Genomic DNA, 14,871 nt, shown 5'->3' on the forward strand with positions numbered 1-14,871 from the left:
ATCCTTTAGGCCTTGCAAGAATATAAAGCCTGTGTTAAAATGAAAGCACGATATGCCGAAGTGGTGGAATTGGCAGACGCGCCGGACTCAAAATCCGGTGGCCGCGAGGCCGTGCGGGTTCGACCCCCGCCTTCGGCACCAGAGAGCCGCAGCCTCCCGGCACGGGAGGCTGCCATAAATGGTTAGGCGCCGAAAATAAAACCCCTGCCCGTTTCAGGAGCCAACCTGAGGGGAGGGGTTTTATATTTTTTAGAGGCACTCACCATCACGGTGAACCGGTAGGCATGGCCCGGAACCGGTGCCCAGGCCCGGGAAGCCGGGGTTCTGGCGAAGCCGGAAGGGAAATGGGTTCACCGGTTAACCTGCCCTGCCTCGTAGTAGCGCAAAATATGATATTCATTATCGCGCTGGGCGGGCCGGAAACCGGCCGCCTGGATGCAGCGAAGGATCTCCTCCCGATCGGCACGGAAGGAAGCACCAGCCGCCCGGACTACGTTTTCCTCCAGCATGGTGGAACCGAAATCGTTGGCGCCAAAGAAAAGGGCCGCCTGAGCCACCTTGGTTCCCTGGGTTACCCAGGAGACCTGGATATTGGGGATATTATCCAGGTAAAGCCGGGAAAGGGCCAGGAGTTTCAGGTATTCGGTGGTGCTAGCTTCCACGCCGCCAAGTTCGGTATTGCCTGGCTGGAAACTCCAGGGGATGAAGGCTGTAAAACCTCCCGTTTCATCCTGGAGCTGCCGGATAGCCTCCAGGTGAGCGATCCGCTCAGCCATAGTTTCCCCCAACCCGAAAACCATGGTGGCGGTTGATTTCATCCCCAGGGCATGGGCGGCGCGCATCACTTCCAGCCAGCGGGCCGCACCGGTCTTTTTGGGGCTAACCCGGCCGCGAACCCTGTCGACCAGGATCTCCGCCCCACCGCCCGGCAGGGAATCGAGGCCTGCTTTCTTCAGCCGCCGCAAAACCTCTATCACCGGCAGCCCTTCCTTCCGGGCCAGGTCATCGATTTCTACCGGAGATAGGGAATGAAGGGTGACCGGATAGCGGGATTTAATCCAGGAGAAGAGGTCCTCAAACCAGGCCAGGTCTAGATCGGGATGCAGGCCCCCCTGCATCAGGATCTGGGTTCCCCCTGCAGCCAGGGTCGCCTCGATTTTACGGCCGATTTCCTCCCGGCTGAGGAGGTAGCCTTCCGGATCCCCGGGCAGGCGATAAAAGGCACAGAAACGGCAGGCATTGACGCAAATATTGGTATAGTTGATATTCCGGTCCACGACAAAGGTGACCGTCCCTTCGGGGTGCAGCTTCTGGCGGACCAGGTTGGCCAGGTAACCCAGTTCCAGCAGGCCGGCCTCCTGATAAAGACGCTCCGCTTCGTGAAAACTCAAACGCTCACCGTCAAGCACTTTGCAGGCGATAGTTTCTTTCATTGTCTACCCCCCAGATCTCCAGAGCCACCGGATGGGCGAGGAATCCTTCCCCATGGGCCAGGCCGTAAAAGGTTAAAAGCCCCTCCAGGTGCGGCCAATCCAGGTCATAGTTTAAAAGGGCGAAATAATCCTCGATAAATTCCGGCTCCACTCCAAGGTGCCGGGCTCCTGTCGCTGCCAGGGTGCCCGGGTGGCCTTTTCCCCAGGCCTTGGCCTCCTGTAAGGCCCGCCAGATTGCGGCCAGCTTTTCCGGGTGGGCAGCAGCAAAATCTTTCCTGGCCACCCAGAGGGCAAAGACCATAGGCTTGCCGGTTAACCGGTACCACTCTTCACCCAGGTCGTAGACGAAAGGATAACAGCCTGTCCGGACGACCTGCAGGGCTTCATCCCCGATGGTAAGCAGGGCTTCCGGTCGCCCCCAATCCGGGGGGCTGCCGGTCGGGCGGGTAAAAAAGTCCGGCGCAACATGATAAAGCCGTTGCAGAAGGATACGCAACAAAACCACGCTGGTGGCCGAATAGGGAGTGAGGGAAAGGGGGCGGCCCCCGAGTTCCTTTGCCGGAACCCGGCTTAAAAGGAATACGCTGCCAACCCTGCCGCGGCAGGAGATAGATAATCCCGGCAGGACCAGGGCGTCTTCCGCAAACTGCCCGTAAGCCAGGGAAGAGACAGCCGTGACCTCTAATTCCCCCTGCCGGAAGGCCTTATTTAAAACCGCAGGGTGGTCGGCAACTATTCTGGCCGGTAATTTTACCCGCCCTGTCTCCAGGGGGTAAAACAGGGGCAGGCAGTTCAGGTAACCCACCCGTCCCAGCCGGGGCCAGTCCATAGCTATCCTCCTTTTCAGGCATAGCGGCGGATTTCCCGGTATAAAGTATCCCTTTCCACCGGGATCCGGCCGGCCGCCCGGATACTCTGTAAAAAGCTTTCAGCAGGCTGGTACTGGGGCGTTTCAGCCCCGGCGTCGTGAAAGATATGCTCTTCCCGGACGGTACCGTCCAGGTCGTTTACCCCAAAATGCAGGGCCACCTGGGCTAACTTCGGCCCAATCATAATCCAGAAGGCTTTGATGTGACGGAAGTTGTCCAGAAGCAGGCGGCTGATGGCCAACATCTTCAAGTCATCTACGCCGGTGGTTCCCGGCAGGTTGCTGAAGGCCGTGTTGGCCGGGTGAAAGGCCAGGGGAATAAAAGCCAGGAAGCCCCCTGTCCGGTCCTGGAGTTCCCGGAGGGCCAGGAGGTGATCCACCCGGTCGGCTGCCGTCTCCAGGTGGCCGTAGAGCATGGTAGCGTTGGTGGGTATGCCCAGCCGGTGGGCCGTCTCGTGGATCTGGAGCCATCGCTGTCCATCGATCTTTTTGGCGCAAAGGCGCCGGCGCACCTCCGGGGCAAAAACTTCGGCCCCACCCCCGGGAAGGGAGTCCAGGCCCGCCTGCCGGAGTTCCTGGAGGACGTCAGCTACGGGGCGCCCGGCCCGGGAGGCTATAAAGTCAATTTCCACAGCGTCAAAGGCCTGGATGCAGGCCCCGGGTGCCGCCCGGCGCACGGTTCGGATTAGTTCCAGGTAGTAATCATAGGGTAATTCCGGATTCAGGCCGCCGACAATATGGATCTCGGTGACACCTGCGGCAGCCGCCGCCCTGGCCTTCGCTTCAATCTCCGCCAGGGTGAGGGTATAAGCCCCCGGAGTACCTGTCTGTCTCCCAAAGGCACATAAATCGCAGAGATTTTGACAGATATTGGTATAATTGATGTGGGCATTATTAATAAAATATACGGTATCACCGCAGGTCCGCTGCCGGGCCAGGTCGGCCAGGTAGCCAATACCAAGGAGGTCCTGACTCTCCCAGAGACGTATACCGTCCTCCCGGGTCAGCCTTTCCCCGGCATATACCCTGGCAGCTATGTCCGCCAGTTCCCCCCGGGAGAGCTCCCGGCGTATAAATTCTGCCGTGGTGGTGGGCAAGGCCTTTCCCACTCCTTTCATAAGGGGTGCTTGCCGATATTTTCCGGGCGTAAAAGAGTCGGCTTGCGCAGGTCGGCGCAGCCGCAATCGCTGTCCAGGGATACCCGTCCCAGGGCTTTCAGGATGATGCGGCCGAAGTCAGGGGCGGCCTCAAAAAAGAGCTCCTTCAACTCCCTGTGCTCCCAGGGTTTCACCACACCCTCCCCGTAATTTACAACCAGATAGATGCCGGCATAACAGGCCCCCATTTCCCTCGCCAGGTAGACTTCGGGGCAGAGGGTTTGGCCCACTACGTCCGCCCCCCACTGGCGGAAGAGGCTTACCTCGGCTGCGCTCTCAAAGTGGCGCCCATCCGTCACCAGGTAAACGCCGCGGTCAAAGACCCGGCCGAGGGGAGACTCTCTAGCCGTTTCTACCAGGGTCCTGTGCAGGGAAGGGCAGATAGGCCGGCGCATTATCGACAGATAGCCCTCCTGGAGCCCCACATCCCGGCGCAGGGAAAAATCAATGTAGTCGGTGACCACAACAATGTCCCGGAGGTCCAGGAGGTGATTTATGCTCCCCACCCCGCCTTCAGCGATAATCTTCCGCACATTAGCCTGCATAAAGGCGTGGAACAGGCGCTGCGAACTCTCGCCCCAGGAGACGCCGGGAATCCTCCCATGCATTTTGGCCGCCAGCACGCGCCGGGGCGGGTCGCCGGTTGTAAAAAGAGTTAGAGGTGCACTGGGACCCCAGGGGGTGGTAAAAACCACCTCCCGGGCCAGCACCTCCGTCCCGGGATCCCTTAAGGCGTCAGGAAAGTTCAGGCTGAAGGTGCCCGAGCCGCCGATAAAGCCGATGTCTGCCTGGATCTTTTCTTCAAGCATTCTCAATTACTCCCTCCACTGGGTAACCCAAACCGCGCAGGTTATAGGCTATCAGCTCTTTGCCGACCGCCGTCAGGTCGGCCGGGATACCCTCCTTGAGCCAGCTGATGACTACCTGGTAAAAGGTACCTACAAAGGCCAGGGCCGCGACATGGGCATCCTGGGGCGGTAGTTCCCCTCTCTCGATCTCCTCCAGCACGTCTTCCTCCACCAGCCTGGCCAGACGGCGCAGCAAATCGTAGAGTTGTTCCGCCACTGCCGGGTGGCCCGCCGGCGATTGGACAAGCATTACCCGCGCCAGGTCGCGGTTCTCCTGTAAGACCGCCAGGGCCGCCTCCATAGAGGCCCGGAGCTTTTGCTTCCCGCCGGTAGCGTTTTTGCGGGCCCGGGCAATACGGTCCAGGACCATTTCATAGGCTTCGTTGACCAGGGCGGCAAAGAGGGCTTCTTTATTACGCAGGTATAAATAAATCGTACCGATGCCCACCCCCGCCCGGCGGGCGATATCTTTAATCGAGGTTCCGTAGAAACCGTTCCGGGCGAATTCTTCCCGCGCCGCCTGCATAATGGCCTGCAGGCGCGCTTCCAATTTTTGATCCACCTTTTTTGTCCGCCGGTAAACCAAAAGTTCTTCCTCCAATTTTCAAACAATGAACGGTAATTCAATTCTTCAACAGCGATTTTAAACCTTTTGGGGGACGACGTCAATGTCTTCCGGGAACAATAGGTTATCCTTGGTTGGCAAAAGTGCTAAACGTCCGCCTCGGGCTGCCCCTGATAAAGGTTTTTCCAGCCAGGCATTTGTTCCGGGCGTTTTTTCGCCCCAAACCCATCCCAGGTAGCTTTGCTAGCCGTCCGTCCACGGTGCTAAGCTTTTAGAGGACGTTGCTATTTACCATTTATGGGAGGATTAATTAAATGGCTATCAAAGAAGCAGCAATTCGGCCAATTACCTCCGGATGTGCCGCCGGAGCTGACCGCAGGTTGGGTTATATTGCCATTATCCTGGCCAGCCTCCTTTACGGGGGTAACGTCATCGCCGGCCGGGTGATCGCTCCCCTGGTACCGCCTCTGGCCCTGGCGGCGGCCAGGGGGTTGCTGGGCCTGCCGGTGCTGCTGCTATTTGCTTTGAAGGCCGGGGGTAAGCCGCGCCTGGCAGACCTCCCTTACATGGCCCTGATGGGTTTCCTGGGCATTAGCATCGCTTACGATACCTTCTCCTGGTCCATGCAGAACAGCCCGGCCGTCAATGCCGCCATTATCTTCGCTACCTTTCCCGCTGTTACCCTGGTCCTACTGGCCATCGGCTGGCACGTTAAACCCTCCCGTTACCAGGTAGCGGGCATCATTATGGCCTTCATCGGCCTGGCTCTGGTCTCAACCCGGGGCTCCCTGGCCCAGCTCCTTGCCATGCGCTTCCAGCCGGTGGACCTGGTCCTCCTGGCGAATGTCACAGCAGCTTCCCTCTACAACATCCTGGGGCAACGCATGGTGGAACGTTATTCGCCTATTGTTACCAGCACCTATTCCTTGTTCTTCGGTACCCTCTTCCTGCTGCCCGCCGGTTTCTGGGAGGTTAGCCGCCAGGGCTGGTACCTGCCCCCCTCCGGATGGCTGCTCCTCATCTACATGGGTTGTATCATCGCCGGGCTGGCGGTTTTACTTACCTTCGAGGCCGTCGAACGTATAGGGTGTGGGCCGGTAGCCATGTTTAATAACTTGAACCCCCTTTTTGCCATTGCCCTGGCAGCCTTGTTCCTGGGAGAAAAACTGAGCTGGTACCACTGGGCCGGCATTATCCTGGTCCTGGGCGGGGTATGCATTTCCCTGCGGCAGCAACCGGGGCGACAGCAGGGGCAAAAACAAGGGCAGCAGTAAGGGCTTCCCTGAAGGGAAGCCCTTACTGCTGCCCTGCCCTTATTTAGCTGTACCTCGCCAGTAGTTAACCTCCCGCAGGAGAGCCACTACTCCTGGCTGCCGGCTGAACTCCTCCAGGCTGTAGCGGGCCTTACGCCGCCAGTTGGGGTACTCGGTGCTTGTGCCGGGGATATTCTGGGGTTCCGTCTCCAGCCACAGATCCTCCAGGTTTACCAGCAACAAACGCGCCGGGCTGGCGGCCAGGTACGCCAGGCAGCCCCTTAGAAGGCTTCTGGTCGCCGTCGTTGGCACTTCCAGGCGACCCCGGTTATAAAGGAAGACAGGCAGGGCCGCCAGCTGGCGGCTGTTCTTTTTCCTTTCCCGCCAGAAGGCAGCAAAGGGCGGCATGTCGTGGGTATTCAGGCCGGCCAGGCTCTCTGGGGGCACCGGTCCCAGGGCCCGGCCCGTTTTCCCGGTATACTCTACGGCCAAGATATACATGCGGCTGATATTGTGCCTGGTCATGGCCCGGCGCACGTAAGCTGGCACCGTCCCCAGGTCTTCCCCCACCAGGAGGGCCCCGTGGCGCCGGGATTCCAGGGACAGGATGGCGTAAAATTCCCCGGCGTGATAGCGCACATAAACCCCCTCCGTGGCCGCCAGGCCGCGGGGTATCCAGTAGAGGTGGTGCAACCCCATGACGTGATCCAGGCGCAGGATGCCGGCGTGGCGCAGGTGATGGCGCAGGCAGGCGATGTAATAGTGATAACCGTCTTCCCGGATTCCCTCAGGGTGGAAGGGGGGAAACCCCCAGTCCTGACCCCGGCGGAAGAGGGCATCCGGTGGGGCCCCGCTGCTGGCCGCCAGGGCGAAGGCCCGGCGATGACGCCAGACATCATAACCCTCCCGGTGGACTCCCAGGGGCAGGTCCAGGTATAAACCCGGACCGGAGCGCCGGGCGCGGGCTGCCAGGGCCTGCACCTGTCGGTGGGCCTGCCACTGGACGTACAGGTGGTACTGCATGGCTTCCGGATCGTAATCTCCCTCGCCGAGGTTACCATCCCGCATCGGGGCCGGCCACTCCGGCCAGGTGGCGTGCTGTTTCTCGACGGCGGCCCGGAAGCGGGCGTAGTCCCGGGCCGCCGGGTTGCCGGCCAGCCAGGCCGCCATCTCTTCCCTCCGGCCGGGAGCACCGGTAAAAAAGGTACGGGCGCAGAGAGCTAACAGGCGTCTTTTCAGGGCCATCCCCCGGCGGTAGTCTACCAGGGGAGCGGCCCGTAAAGCGGCTATCTCCTTCTGCACCGCCGCCGAGTTTAGAAAATCCCGGGCTTCCCGGCACTGCTGCACCTCTTCCAGACGGGAAATATCCAGGTAAAACTCATTCCAGAAGAGGCGGCTAACCGGCTGATAGGGACTGGGGGCAAAGGGCTCGTCCAGGAAGGCCGCCAGGAAGGGCAGGGTGCCGGTAAAACTGCCCCCCATGCTGTTGACCCAGAGGGATAGAGCCTCCAGGTCGCCAAAATCCCCGGCCCCCAGGCTACGGTGGGAATGGAGGGCATAGAGGGGTAAAAAACACCCCCAGAGGTGTTCCCCCTGGCCTGTTAGCGGGGCACCGGCCCGGGAGGGGGCGGCAATAAGCAATACCTCCCGGGTAAGGCCCGGCAGGCGCAGATGGAGGTGATGGTAGCCCCAGGGCAGCCTGGCGGGAAGGGTGAGCTGCCTGGCCTCAAAGGCTACCCCTTCCACAACGGTAGTCCGGAGAAGGGGCAGGCTACCCGGATCGATTACCATCCGCCATACCCGGCCGTCTTCCAGCCGCAGCCGGCACTCCAGGGGCCCGGTTGCCCGACCGGCCGGGAGACGCAGTTCCATATGCGACAACCGGCCGGCCCAGGCTACGGCTACCGGCTCACAACAGCGCCGCCAGTATTGCTGCCGCCGCTCCCGGAGGGCACCGGGAAGGTCAGCCAGGCCTGCCACCGGTGCCCCCAGGGCCCGCAATACCGCCAGCAACGACTCCGGCCCGGCCCTCCTGAGTTTACCCTCCCCATCGCGATAGGCAGGCTCCACGCCGTACCACCGGCATAGTCGGTGCAAAAGACGCAACTCTTTATCTGACAAGGTTCCATCCATCCTCGCAGGCAAAGCCCTGTCGGTTGCCTTATTTATTTTCTCTGGCCATAGCGGCGACAATATCTGCCCTGCTGATAATCCCCACCAGGCGACCGTTGCTGTAAACAGGTACCCTTTTAATCCTTTTTTCGTGGAGGATGGCGGCCACCTTTTCCACGGGGTCCTCGGCATCGACGCCGATAACCGGCTGGCTCATGATGTCACGTACCAGGTGACCATTGACCAGGCCCAGCAGGTCCGCTTCACCGACAATGCCCACTACGTGGTTATCGCCGTCGCAGACGGGCACCCCACTGATTTGTTTCTCCGCCAGCAACCTGGTCAATTCATAAATCCTTGCCGACGGGGTAATGGTAATCACATTGGTGGTCATGATATCCCTGGCCAGCATAACCTTTATCCCCCTTTCCCTAACCCCAAAGAATCAGGCCGCTCTGGTAGGGATGAACCTGGTCTGCATGACGCGGCAACACCCGCAGGTTGTAGCCCTGGCGTCCCCCTCGACGGCAGGGGATGACGCCGCTATACAGGTACCTTCCTTCGCCCTGATCCTGGTACTGGATCATGGTCTCCTTCTCTCCGGTCACAATTTCACCGCCGGCGTCAACCGGGCCGTAATAGAGTTCTACCGTCACATCCTCCGGCTGTAGGAAGCCCAAGAAAACCCGGGCCCGGACCTTCAGGCTACCACCCACGATCAGATCCCCTTCCCTGTCGTCCTCCACCCCCTCAATCCTCACGGCCGGCCACCAGTCCCGGACCCGGCTCCGCCAGCCGGCCAACTCCTTTAACCGCTCCTGGTTGCCGGCCTGCAACCTCTGGTAAAGCCGGGCGGCAGGTTCGTAAAACTGCCGGCTGTATTCCGCCACCATCCTGTGGGTATTGAACACCGGCCCGTAGGCCCTGATGGACCTTTTCATCATCTCCACCCAGGCCGCGGGCAGGCCCCCGGCGTCTCGCTCGTAAAAGAGGGGGACTATCTCCTTCTCCAGCAAGTTATAAAGGGCCTCCCCTTCTACCGCGTCCTGGTAGCCGGTATCCTCGTAAACCGCGCCGGAACCAATGGCCCAGCCGGTATCCGGGGTCCAGGCTTCGGCCCACCAGCCATCCAGGGTGCTGGCATGGAGGGCGCCGTTCAGAACGGCCTTCATGCCGCTGGTACTGCTGGCCTCCAGGGGCCGTCGCGGGTTACCCAGCCACAAGTCGACACCCTGGACCAGATGACGGGCCACCTGCAGGCCATAATCCTCCAGGAAGATCAAACGACCACGGAAGGCCTCCTCCCTGGTAAAGGCCGTTATCTGCCGGATGAGCTCCTTCCCCTCTTCGTCCCTGGGGTGGGCCTTGCCGGCATAGATGATCTGGACCGGCCGCCGGGAGTCCCCCAGGATTCTGGCCAAACGTTCCGGGTTACGCAGGAGCAGGGCCGGCCGTTTATAGGCAGCGAAACGGCGGGCAAAACCGATGGTCAATGCCCCTGGATCGAGAACCCCTTCCAGGGCGGCTATCTCCCTGGGCCCGGCCCCCCACTCCCGGAGCTGGGCCGCCAATCGCCGCCGGGCAAAGGCCAGGAGTTCCCGCCGCTGTTCTTCGTGAACCTGCCAGAGTTCCCGGGCCGGTATGCCTGCCACCCCCGCCCAGCTGGCCGGGGAGGCCGGGTCCTCCCGCCAGGCCGTTCCCAGGTAGCGATCGTAGAGGGCGGCCATCTTTTCTCCCACCCAGGAGGTGGTATGGACACCGTTGGTAATGGCGCCAATGGGAATCTCGGCTACCGGCACTCCCGGCCAAATTACCTGCCACATCCGGCGTGCCGTCTGGCCGTGGAGCTGGCTGACGCCGTTGGCCCAGGCCGACAGGCGTAAGGCCAGTACGGCCATATTGAAGGGTTCCTGCTGGTTATTGGGGTCCTGCCGGCCCAGGGCCAGGAATTCGTGGCGGGAAAGACCCAGGGACTGGTAATATTCGGTGAAATATTTGTCCATTAGATAAGGGGGAAAGACATCGATACCGGCCGGCACCGGGGTATGGGTGGTAAAGATGTTACTGCAGGTAGCCAGTTCCCGGGCCGACGCCAGATCTAGTCCATACCGCGCCTGCAACTGCCGGATCCTTTCCAGGCCCAGGAAGGCCGAATGGCCTTCATTCAGGTGAAAGATAGTGGCGTTGATACCCAGGGCCGCCAGGGCCCGCACGCCGCCGATGCCCAGGAGGATCTCCTGCTGAATCCGTTTTTCCAGGTCGCCGCCGTAAAGCCGGTCGGTAATCAACCGGTCCGCCTCCAGGTTGCCGGGGCAATCGCTGTCCAGGAGGTAAAGGTTGAGGCGGCCGACCCGAGCCCGCCAGACCCTGGCCCGGACCTGGCGATCCGGGTCCGGAAAGTTCACCTGCACCTCCAGGGGCGAGCCGTCGGCCCGGCGCTCCAGTTCCAGGGGTAGCTGGTAGAAATCATAGCGGGAATAAACCTCCCGTTGCTGCCCCCGGCGGTCGAGGCGCTGGCGGAAGTAACCCTCGCGATACAGGAGGCCTACCCCTACCAAGGGCAGGCCCAGGTCGCTGGCCGACTTCAGGTGGTCTCCGGCGAGGAACCCCAGCCCCCCGGCATATATGGGCAGGGCCTCGCTCAGGCCGAACTCGGCAGAAAAATAGGCAATAACCTGATTGCTTTCCAGCCCGGGAAGGTTGCCCCGGTTCACCGGGGCGCCCAGGTAGGTGCGGTACTGCTGCCACACCTGTTCCAGCCTGCCGGTATATTGAGGGTCCCTGGCGACCGCCGTTAATCTGGCCGCCAGCAGTAACCTCAGTAAGAGTTCGGAGTTATGACCGGTCTCCTCCCAGAGGTCGGGGTCCAGGTCCCGGAAAAGGGCCGCTGTTTCCGGGTACCTGGGCCAGTAAAGACTAGCGGCCAGATCCCGGAGGGGCTTAAGTTTTTCCGGCAAAACCGGCTGGACAAAGAAGATATGGGGTGAAGGCATCATTTTCTCTCCTTCAATGCTTTTATGATAGTCACCCGGTGATGATCGGCGGCAAATGAAAGCATATGTTCTTTACCATATCGTTTATGATACCCCATGGGGCATAGATCCTAACTGGCGATCAAAGAGTTCTCCCGGAGAACGCCCCGGTAAAGGGCCAGGGTTTGCCGGGCCACGGCCTCCCAGGTATAATCCCGGTAAACCCGGGCCTGGCCGCTACGGCCCAGCTCGGCGGCCAGGTCGGGGTTCTGGAAAATTGTTACCAGGCGACGCTCCAGGTCGGCGACATCTCCGGGGTTGAAGGTCAAGCCGGTACGGTTGTCTTCCACCACCTCGGCCAGGCCGCCCGTCCGGGATACGATCACCGGTATCCCGGCAGCCATGGCCTCCAGGGCGACAATACCAAAGGGCTCATAGAGGCTGGGGAACACGGCCACCCGGGACCGGGCCAGGAGCCGATTACGAACCTCCTCGGAAACAAAACCGGTAAACTCAACCCTGTCGGCCAGACCCAGGTTGTTAGCCATGGTTTGCAGTTCTCCAGCGTAGGGACCGGCCCCGGCGACGATTAACCTGGCTCCCGGGTAAAGTCGCTTAAGGCGCGCCAGGGCGGCCAGGAGGACCTGGACCCCCTTCTCCACCACCAGGCGGCCCACAAAAAGAATGGTCTGGCTGTCCCGGCAGGGGGGAACCGGGGGTATGGGCCGGACACCATTGGGAATCACGGTTATCTCCGACCGGGGCTGAAACAGGCGTCTGATTTCTTCTTCCATATAGCGGCTGCAGCAGATTAACCGGTCTGCACCGTTCACCAGCCCCGACTCAATATGGTGGATGGCCTGCTGGATGCGGTTATGGAGACCGTGGTTACGGCCGGCTTCGGTGGCGTGGATGGTGGCTACCAGGGGTACCCTGGCCGACTCCTGGAGTTCCCGGGCGCCGTAGGCCACCAGCCAGTCGTGGGCATGGAGGATCCAATTCCGGCCGGGATAGGCGGCCAGCACCTCTTGGCCGGCATCGGCCAGGGCCAGGTTAAACTGCAACACCCAGGAGAGGAAATTAATTTCTTTGTCGGGCTGCTGGTAGGTGGGCACATAATGCAGGTAAACACCCTCCTGGACGGTTGAAACCCTCCGGTCGCCTGGGGCCCGGGTCAGGACGTGGACATCCACCCCCTGGCGGGCCAGGGCCTGGCCCAGTCCCGGACGTGGATACCCAGGCCGCCAACATGGCGGGGTGGGAATTCCCAGCTAAGCATAAGAATTCCCGGCCTGGTTTTATTATGAACCTCGGGCCGGCAGGCTACTCCCCTTCCGGCTGGCCGGTAGAGGCGAAAATCGAGGCCGGGGAAGATATTGTCCGCCGCCTCCAGGCGGGCCAGAAAATCTTCATCCAGGCGATCTCGCTCATAATCCTGGCAGAGTTTAAAAAAAGCCCCCAGGTGTTCCCGGAGGCGACGCCGGGCATAGTCCACCGTCGTCCCGGTGGTGAGGATAAAGGACCAGTCGCTACTCTGGGCCAGGAGCAATTCCCTGGCAGCCTGGTTCAGTGCCCGCTCCTGCAGGGAGCCGGGGCGGGGATTGGCGGCAGCCAGCTTGATCATGGCCCTCTCCGCCCGGTGGAGGTGGAGATAAAGCCAGTCGTTGGCCTGGTTCAACCAGACGTGGTTATAACCCCCTTCTCCCCAGCTGGAAGGACCCATGGTCACTTCCTGGCGGGGCGGATACTGCTCCAGGTAAGCCGAAAGAGAGGTCAGGGAGACCCGGCTTTCGCCTGCCAGGCGCAGGACATCGGCCAGCCAGTCCGGCCCCTCAAACCACCAGTGGCCAAAGAGCTCGGCGTCATAGGGAGCGACGACGACAGGCTTATCCTGGGTCCTGCCGGCCCAGTAAGCCAGCTGTTTCTCCCGGTTGGCGATAAAGTCCCGGGCATGCTCCCGGGCCCGCTCCCGGGCGGCCCGGTAGTCATAGGGCTCCTTGACCCCGGTTTTACCGGTAATCCGGTAGTATTTAAAGCCGGTATCTCCCCGGATCCCCCCCACCAGGTAGGGTGCCAGGTAATTGAAATCCAGGTCGTAACCAATATCCCGGTAGAACTCGCGGTACACCGGATCTCCGGGATAACCCTCGGTCCGGCTCCAAACCTGGTGGGAAGTCTCCCAGTCCCGCCCGAAGACAGCCACGCCGCCCACCCTGACCGGAGCATAAACAGCCGATTTTACCACGGGGGTGGCATTTAACATGCCGTGGCTGGCGACGATGAAATACTTAATCCCCTCGGACCGGAGGATTTTTTCAATCCCTGGGGTATAGCCGCACTCCGGCAGCCAGAGCCCGTCCGGGACAAAGCCCATGGTCATGCCGAAAAGATCCAGGGCTGCCCGCACCTGGGCTCGCCTGGCCTCATCGGTAAGCATCAGGGGAAGGTAACCATGGGTAGCCGCGGTGGTTATCAGTTCCAGGCGACCCTGTTCCCGCAGCCTTTTTATAGGCGCCAGTAAATTCCCCCGGTAGGTTTCTTTGAAGGCCCGGTCGACGAGAGTCAGGCGCCGGTGATAAAACTCCGCCAGGGGGGCGAAAGTCGGGTCACCCCTGGTCCGCTCAATTTCCCGGCCGGCCAGTTCCCTGAGGTTATCCAGGTAACGACCGTAGCGCTCCCCCAGGGCAGGTTCCATCAACATGCTGATGAGGGGCGGCGACAGGGAGAGGGTGAGGTGAAAGTCTAACCCCTCGCCGGCCAGCTCCTCCCAGCTCAGGATCAAGGGCAGGTAGGACTCCGTCAGGGCTTCGAAAAGCCATTTCTCTTCCAGGCTGACATAGGGCTCCCGGTTATGGACAAAGGGCAGATGAGCATGGAGCACCAGCGACAGATAACCTAGGTTATCACCCGACCGGGTAACCATAAAGTATCAGACCTCCAAAATAATAGCTCCTAACGTGGTAAGACCGTCGAGTGTAATAGCTACCCTCAGGACGAAAGTCTTTTTCAACTCAGGACCAGCTAAAGTTACTCCCGGACTGTTGGCCCTCCGGGGGGATTGTCCAATCAGGGTTCAGACCCGGAGGTAATTGCCGGGCCCCGGCAGGTTCTACCGTCCGGCCGGGCTGGATCTGGAAAACCGGGGTCCGGGAAAAGAGGACGAATTCCCCCTCCGGGCTCTGGGCGCCGAGTTCTAGGTGATAAGCGGCACGATCGTCGAGGTTGGAAAAGTAACGCCAGCCGGGCTCCAGGCTTTCCAGGGTCAACTGCTGCTCCGGCAGGGGGCAATCCTGGCGGCAGAGACGCAGGGTCAGTTCCATCTCCGGCCGCACATGGTGGAAAAAGTCTACCAGGATCCGGATTCGGGCGGGGGTAAAATCCCAGTAAACATAGAGGGTGTGTAAATCCTGGGGCAGGCATATCAGGGCGTTCTGGTGGTAGCCATGGGCCAGATCAAGCACCGTTTTCCCCTCTTAACTTAGTCTTAATATTTTTGGCTACCTTTAAATAATAATTATAACCATATAACTTATATAAATAGGATTTACCATATTCTTTAATGCCAGTCGAACCGTCTCCACCCTTGCTTTTTGTTAAATTCTGGTCCATAATAAACTCTACGGGTTTAACCTGCTATTTCCATGGTTTTTATAAACTTTAATA

13 protein-coding genes and 1 tRNA gene are annotated in these 14,871 nt (G+C 60.5%); 2 read left to right on the forward strand and 12 right to left on the reverse strand.

The genetic code is table 11. The features are described 5' to 3' along the window. Positions 1-54: 54 nt before the first annotated feature. A tRNA-Leu gene (locus tag MOTHE_RS09055) sits at positions 55-141 on the forward strand. A 209-nt stretch (positions 142-350) separates the two neighbouring features. On the opposite strand, the gene mqnC is transcribed toward MOTHE_RS09055, so the two are convergent. Genes mqnC through MOTHE_RS09080 form a run of 5 tightly spaced genes read right to left on the reverse strand, consistent with a single transcriptional unit; the run spans position 351 to position 4,868 of the window. Further along, on the reverse strand, positions 351-1,433 hold the full coding sequence (gene mqnC, locus MOTHE_RS09060; protein ID WP_011393344.1) for a cyclic dehypoxanthinyl futalosine synthase: 1,083 nt from the start codon (positions 1,431-1,433) through the stop codon (positions 351-353). Further along, positions 1,402-2,262 carry a menaquinone biosynthetic enzyme MqnA/MqnD family protein gene (locus MOTHE_RS09065; RefSeq protein ID WP_011393345.1) on the reverse strand — a complete coding sequence of 287 codons (861 nt, stop codon included), beginning with the start codon at positions 2,260-2,262 and terminating at the stop codon, positions 1,402-1,404. The genes mqnC and MOTHE_RS09065 overlap by 32 nt, the downstream gene beginning before the upstream one ends. Positions 2,263-2,276: 14 nt before the next feature. After that, positions 2,277-3,398: an aminofutalosine synthase MqnE gene (gene mqnE / locus MOTHE_RS09070; RefSeq protein WP_011393346.1), complete on the reverse strand. Its 1,122-nt coding sequence runs from the start codon at positions 3,396-3,398 to the stop codon at positions 2,277-2,279. Between the two features lie 17 nt (positions 3,399-3,415). Continuing rightward, positions 3,416-4,267 carry an MTAP family purine nucleoside phosphorylase gene (locus tag MOTHE_RS09075; protein ID WP_011393347.1) on the reverse strand — a complete coding sequence of 284 codons (852 nt, stop codon included), beginning with the start codon at positions 4,265-4,267 and terminating at the stop codon, positions 3,416-3,418. Next, on the reverse strand, positions 4,260-4,868 hold the full coding sequence (locus MOTHE_RS09080; RefSeq protein ID WP_236683220.1) for a TetR/AcrR family transcriptional regulator: 609 nt from the start codon (positions 4,866-4,868) through the stop codon (positions 4,260-4,262). The genes MOTHE_RS09075 and MOTHE_RS09080 overlap by 8 nt, the downstream gene beginning before the upstream one ends. 317 nt (positions 4,869-5,185) lie before the next feature. On the opposite strand from MOTHE_RS09080, the gene MOTHE_RS09085 reads away from it, so the two are divergent. Then, positions 5,186-6,145: a DMT family transporter gene (locus MOTHE_RS09085; protein ID WP_053094942.1), complete on the forward strand. Its 960-nt coding sequence runs from the start codon at positions 5,186-5,188 to the stop codon at positions 6,143-6,145. Positions 6,146-6,184: 39 nt separating this feature from the next. On the opposite strand, the gene malQ is transcribed toward MOTHE_RS09085, so the two are convergent. The 7 genes from malQ to MOTHE_RS13330 all read right to left on the reverse strand — a co-directional run bounded on the left by malQ (position 6,185) and on the right by MOTHE_RS13330 (position 14,817). Next, complete coding sequence (malQ, locus tag MOTHE_RS09090) at positions 6,185-8,245, reverse strand: 4-alpha-glucanotransferase (protein WP_235551360.1); 2,061 nt, start codon at positions 8,243-8,245, stop codon at positions 6,185-6,187. A 40-nt stretch (positions 8,246-8,285) separates the two neighbouring features. Continuing rightward, positions 8,286-8,648 (reverse strand): CBS domain-containing protein, encoded by a 363-nt coding sequence (locus MOTHE_RS09095; protein WP_011393351.1) that lies wholly within the window; start codon positions 8,646-8,648, stop codon positions 8,286-8,288. 19 nt (positions 8,649-8,667) lie between these two features. Continuing rightward, on the reverse strand, positions 8,668-11,232 hold the full coding sequence (locus MOTHE_RS09100) for a glycosyltransferase family 1 protein (RefSeq protein ID WP_053094943.1): 2,565 nt from the start codon (positions 11,230-11,232) through the stop codon (positions 8,668-8,670). 107 nt (positions 11,233-11,339) lie between these two features. Beyond that, on the reverse strand, positions 11,340-12,401 hold the full coding sequence (locus MOTHE_RS09105; RefSeq protein WP_011393353.1) for a glycosyltransferase family 4 protein: 1,062 nt from the start codon (positions 12,399-12,401) through the stop codon (positions 11,340-11,342). Continuing rightward, positions 12,383-14,131: a glycoside hydrolase family 57 protein gene (locus tag MOTHE_RS09110; protein WP_011393354.1), complete on the reverse strand. Its 1,749-nt coding sequence runs from the start codon at positions 14,129-14,131 to the stop codon at positions 12,383-12,385. The genes MOTHE_RS09105 and MOTHE_RS09110 overlap by 19 nt, the downstream gene beginning before the upstream one ends. 88 nt (positions 14,132-14,219) lie before the next feature. Then, on the reverse strand, positions 14,220-14,669 hold the full coding sequence (locus MOTHE_RS09115) for a DUF4912 domain-containing protein (RefSeq protein WP_011393355.1): 450 nt from the start codon (positions 14,667-14,669) through the stop codon (positions 14,220-14,222). After that, positions 14,662-14,817 carry a hypothetical protein gene (locus MOTHE_RS13330; RefSeq protein WP_158499113.1) on the reverse strand — a complete coding sequence of 52 codons (156 nt, stop codon included), beginning with the start codon at positions 14,815-14,817 and terminating at the stop codon, positions 14,662-14,664. Before MOTHE_RS13330 ends, MOTHE_RS09115 begins: the two co-directional genes overlap by 8 nt. Positions 14,818-14,871: the final 54 nt, after the last annotated feature.

Source organism: Moorella thermoacetica (assembly GCF_001267405.1).
GTDB lineage: Bacteria > Bacillota > DSM-521 > Neomoorellales > Neomoorellaceae > Neomoorella > Neomoorella thermoacetica.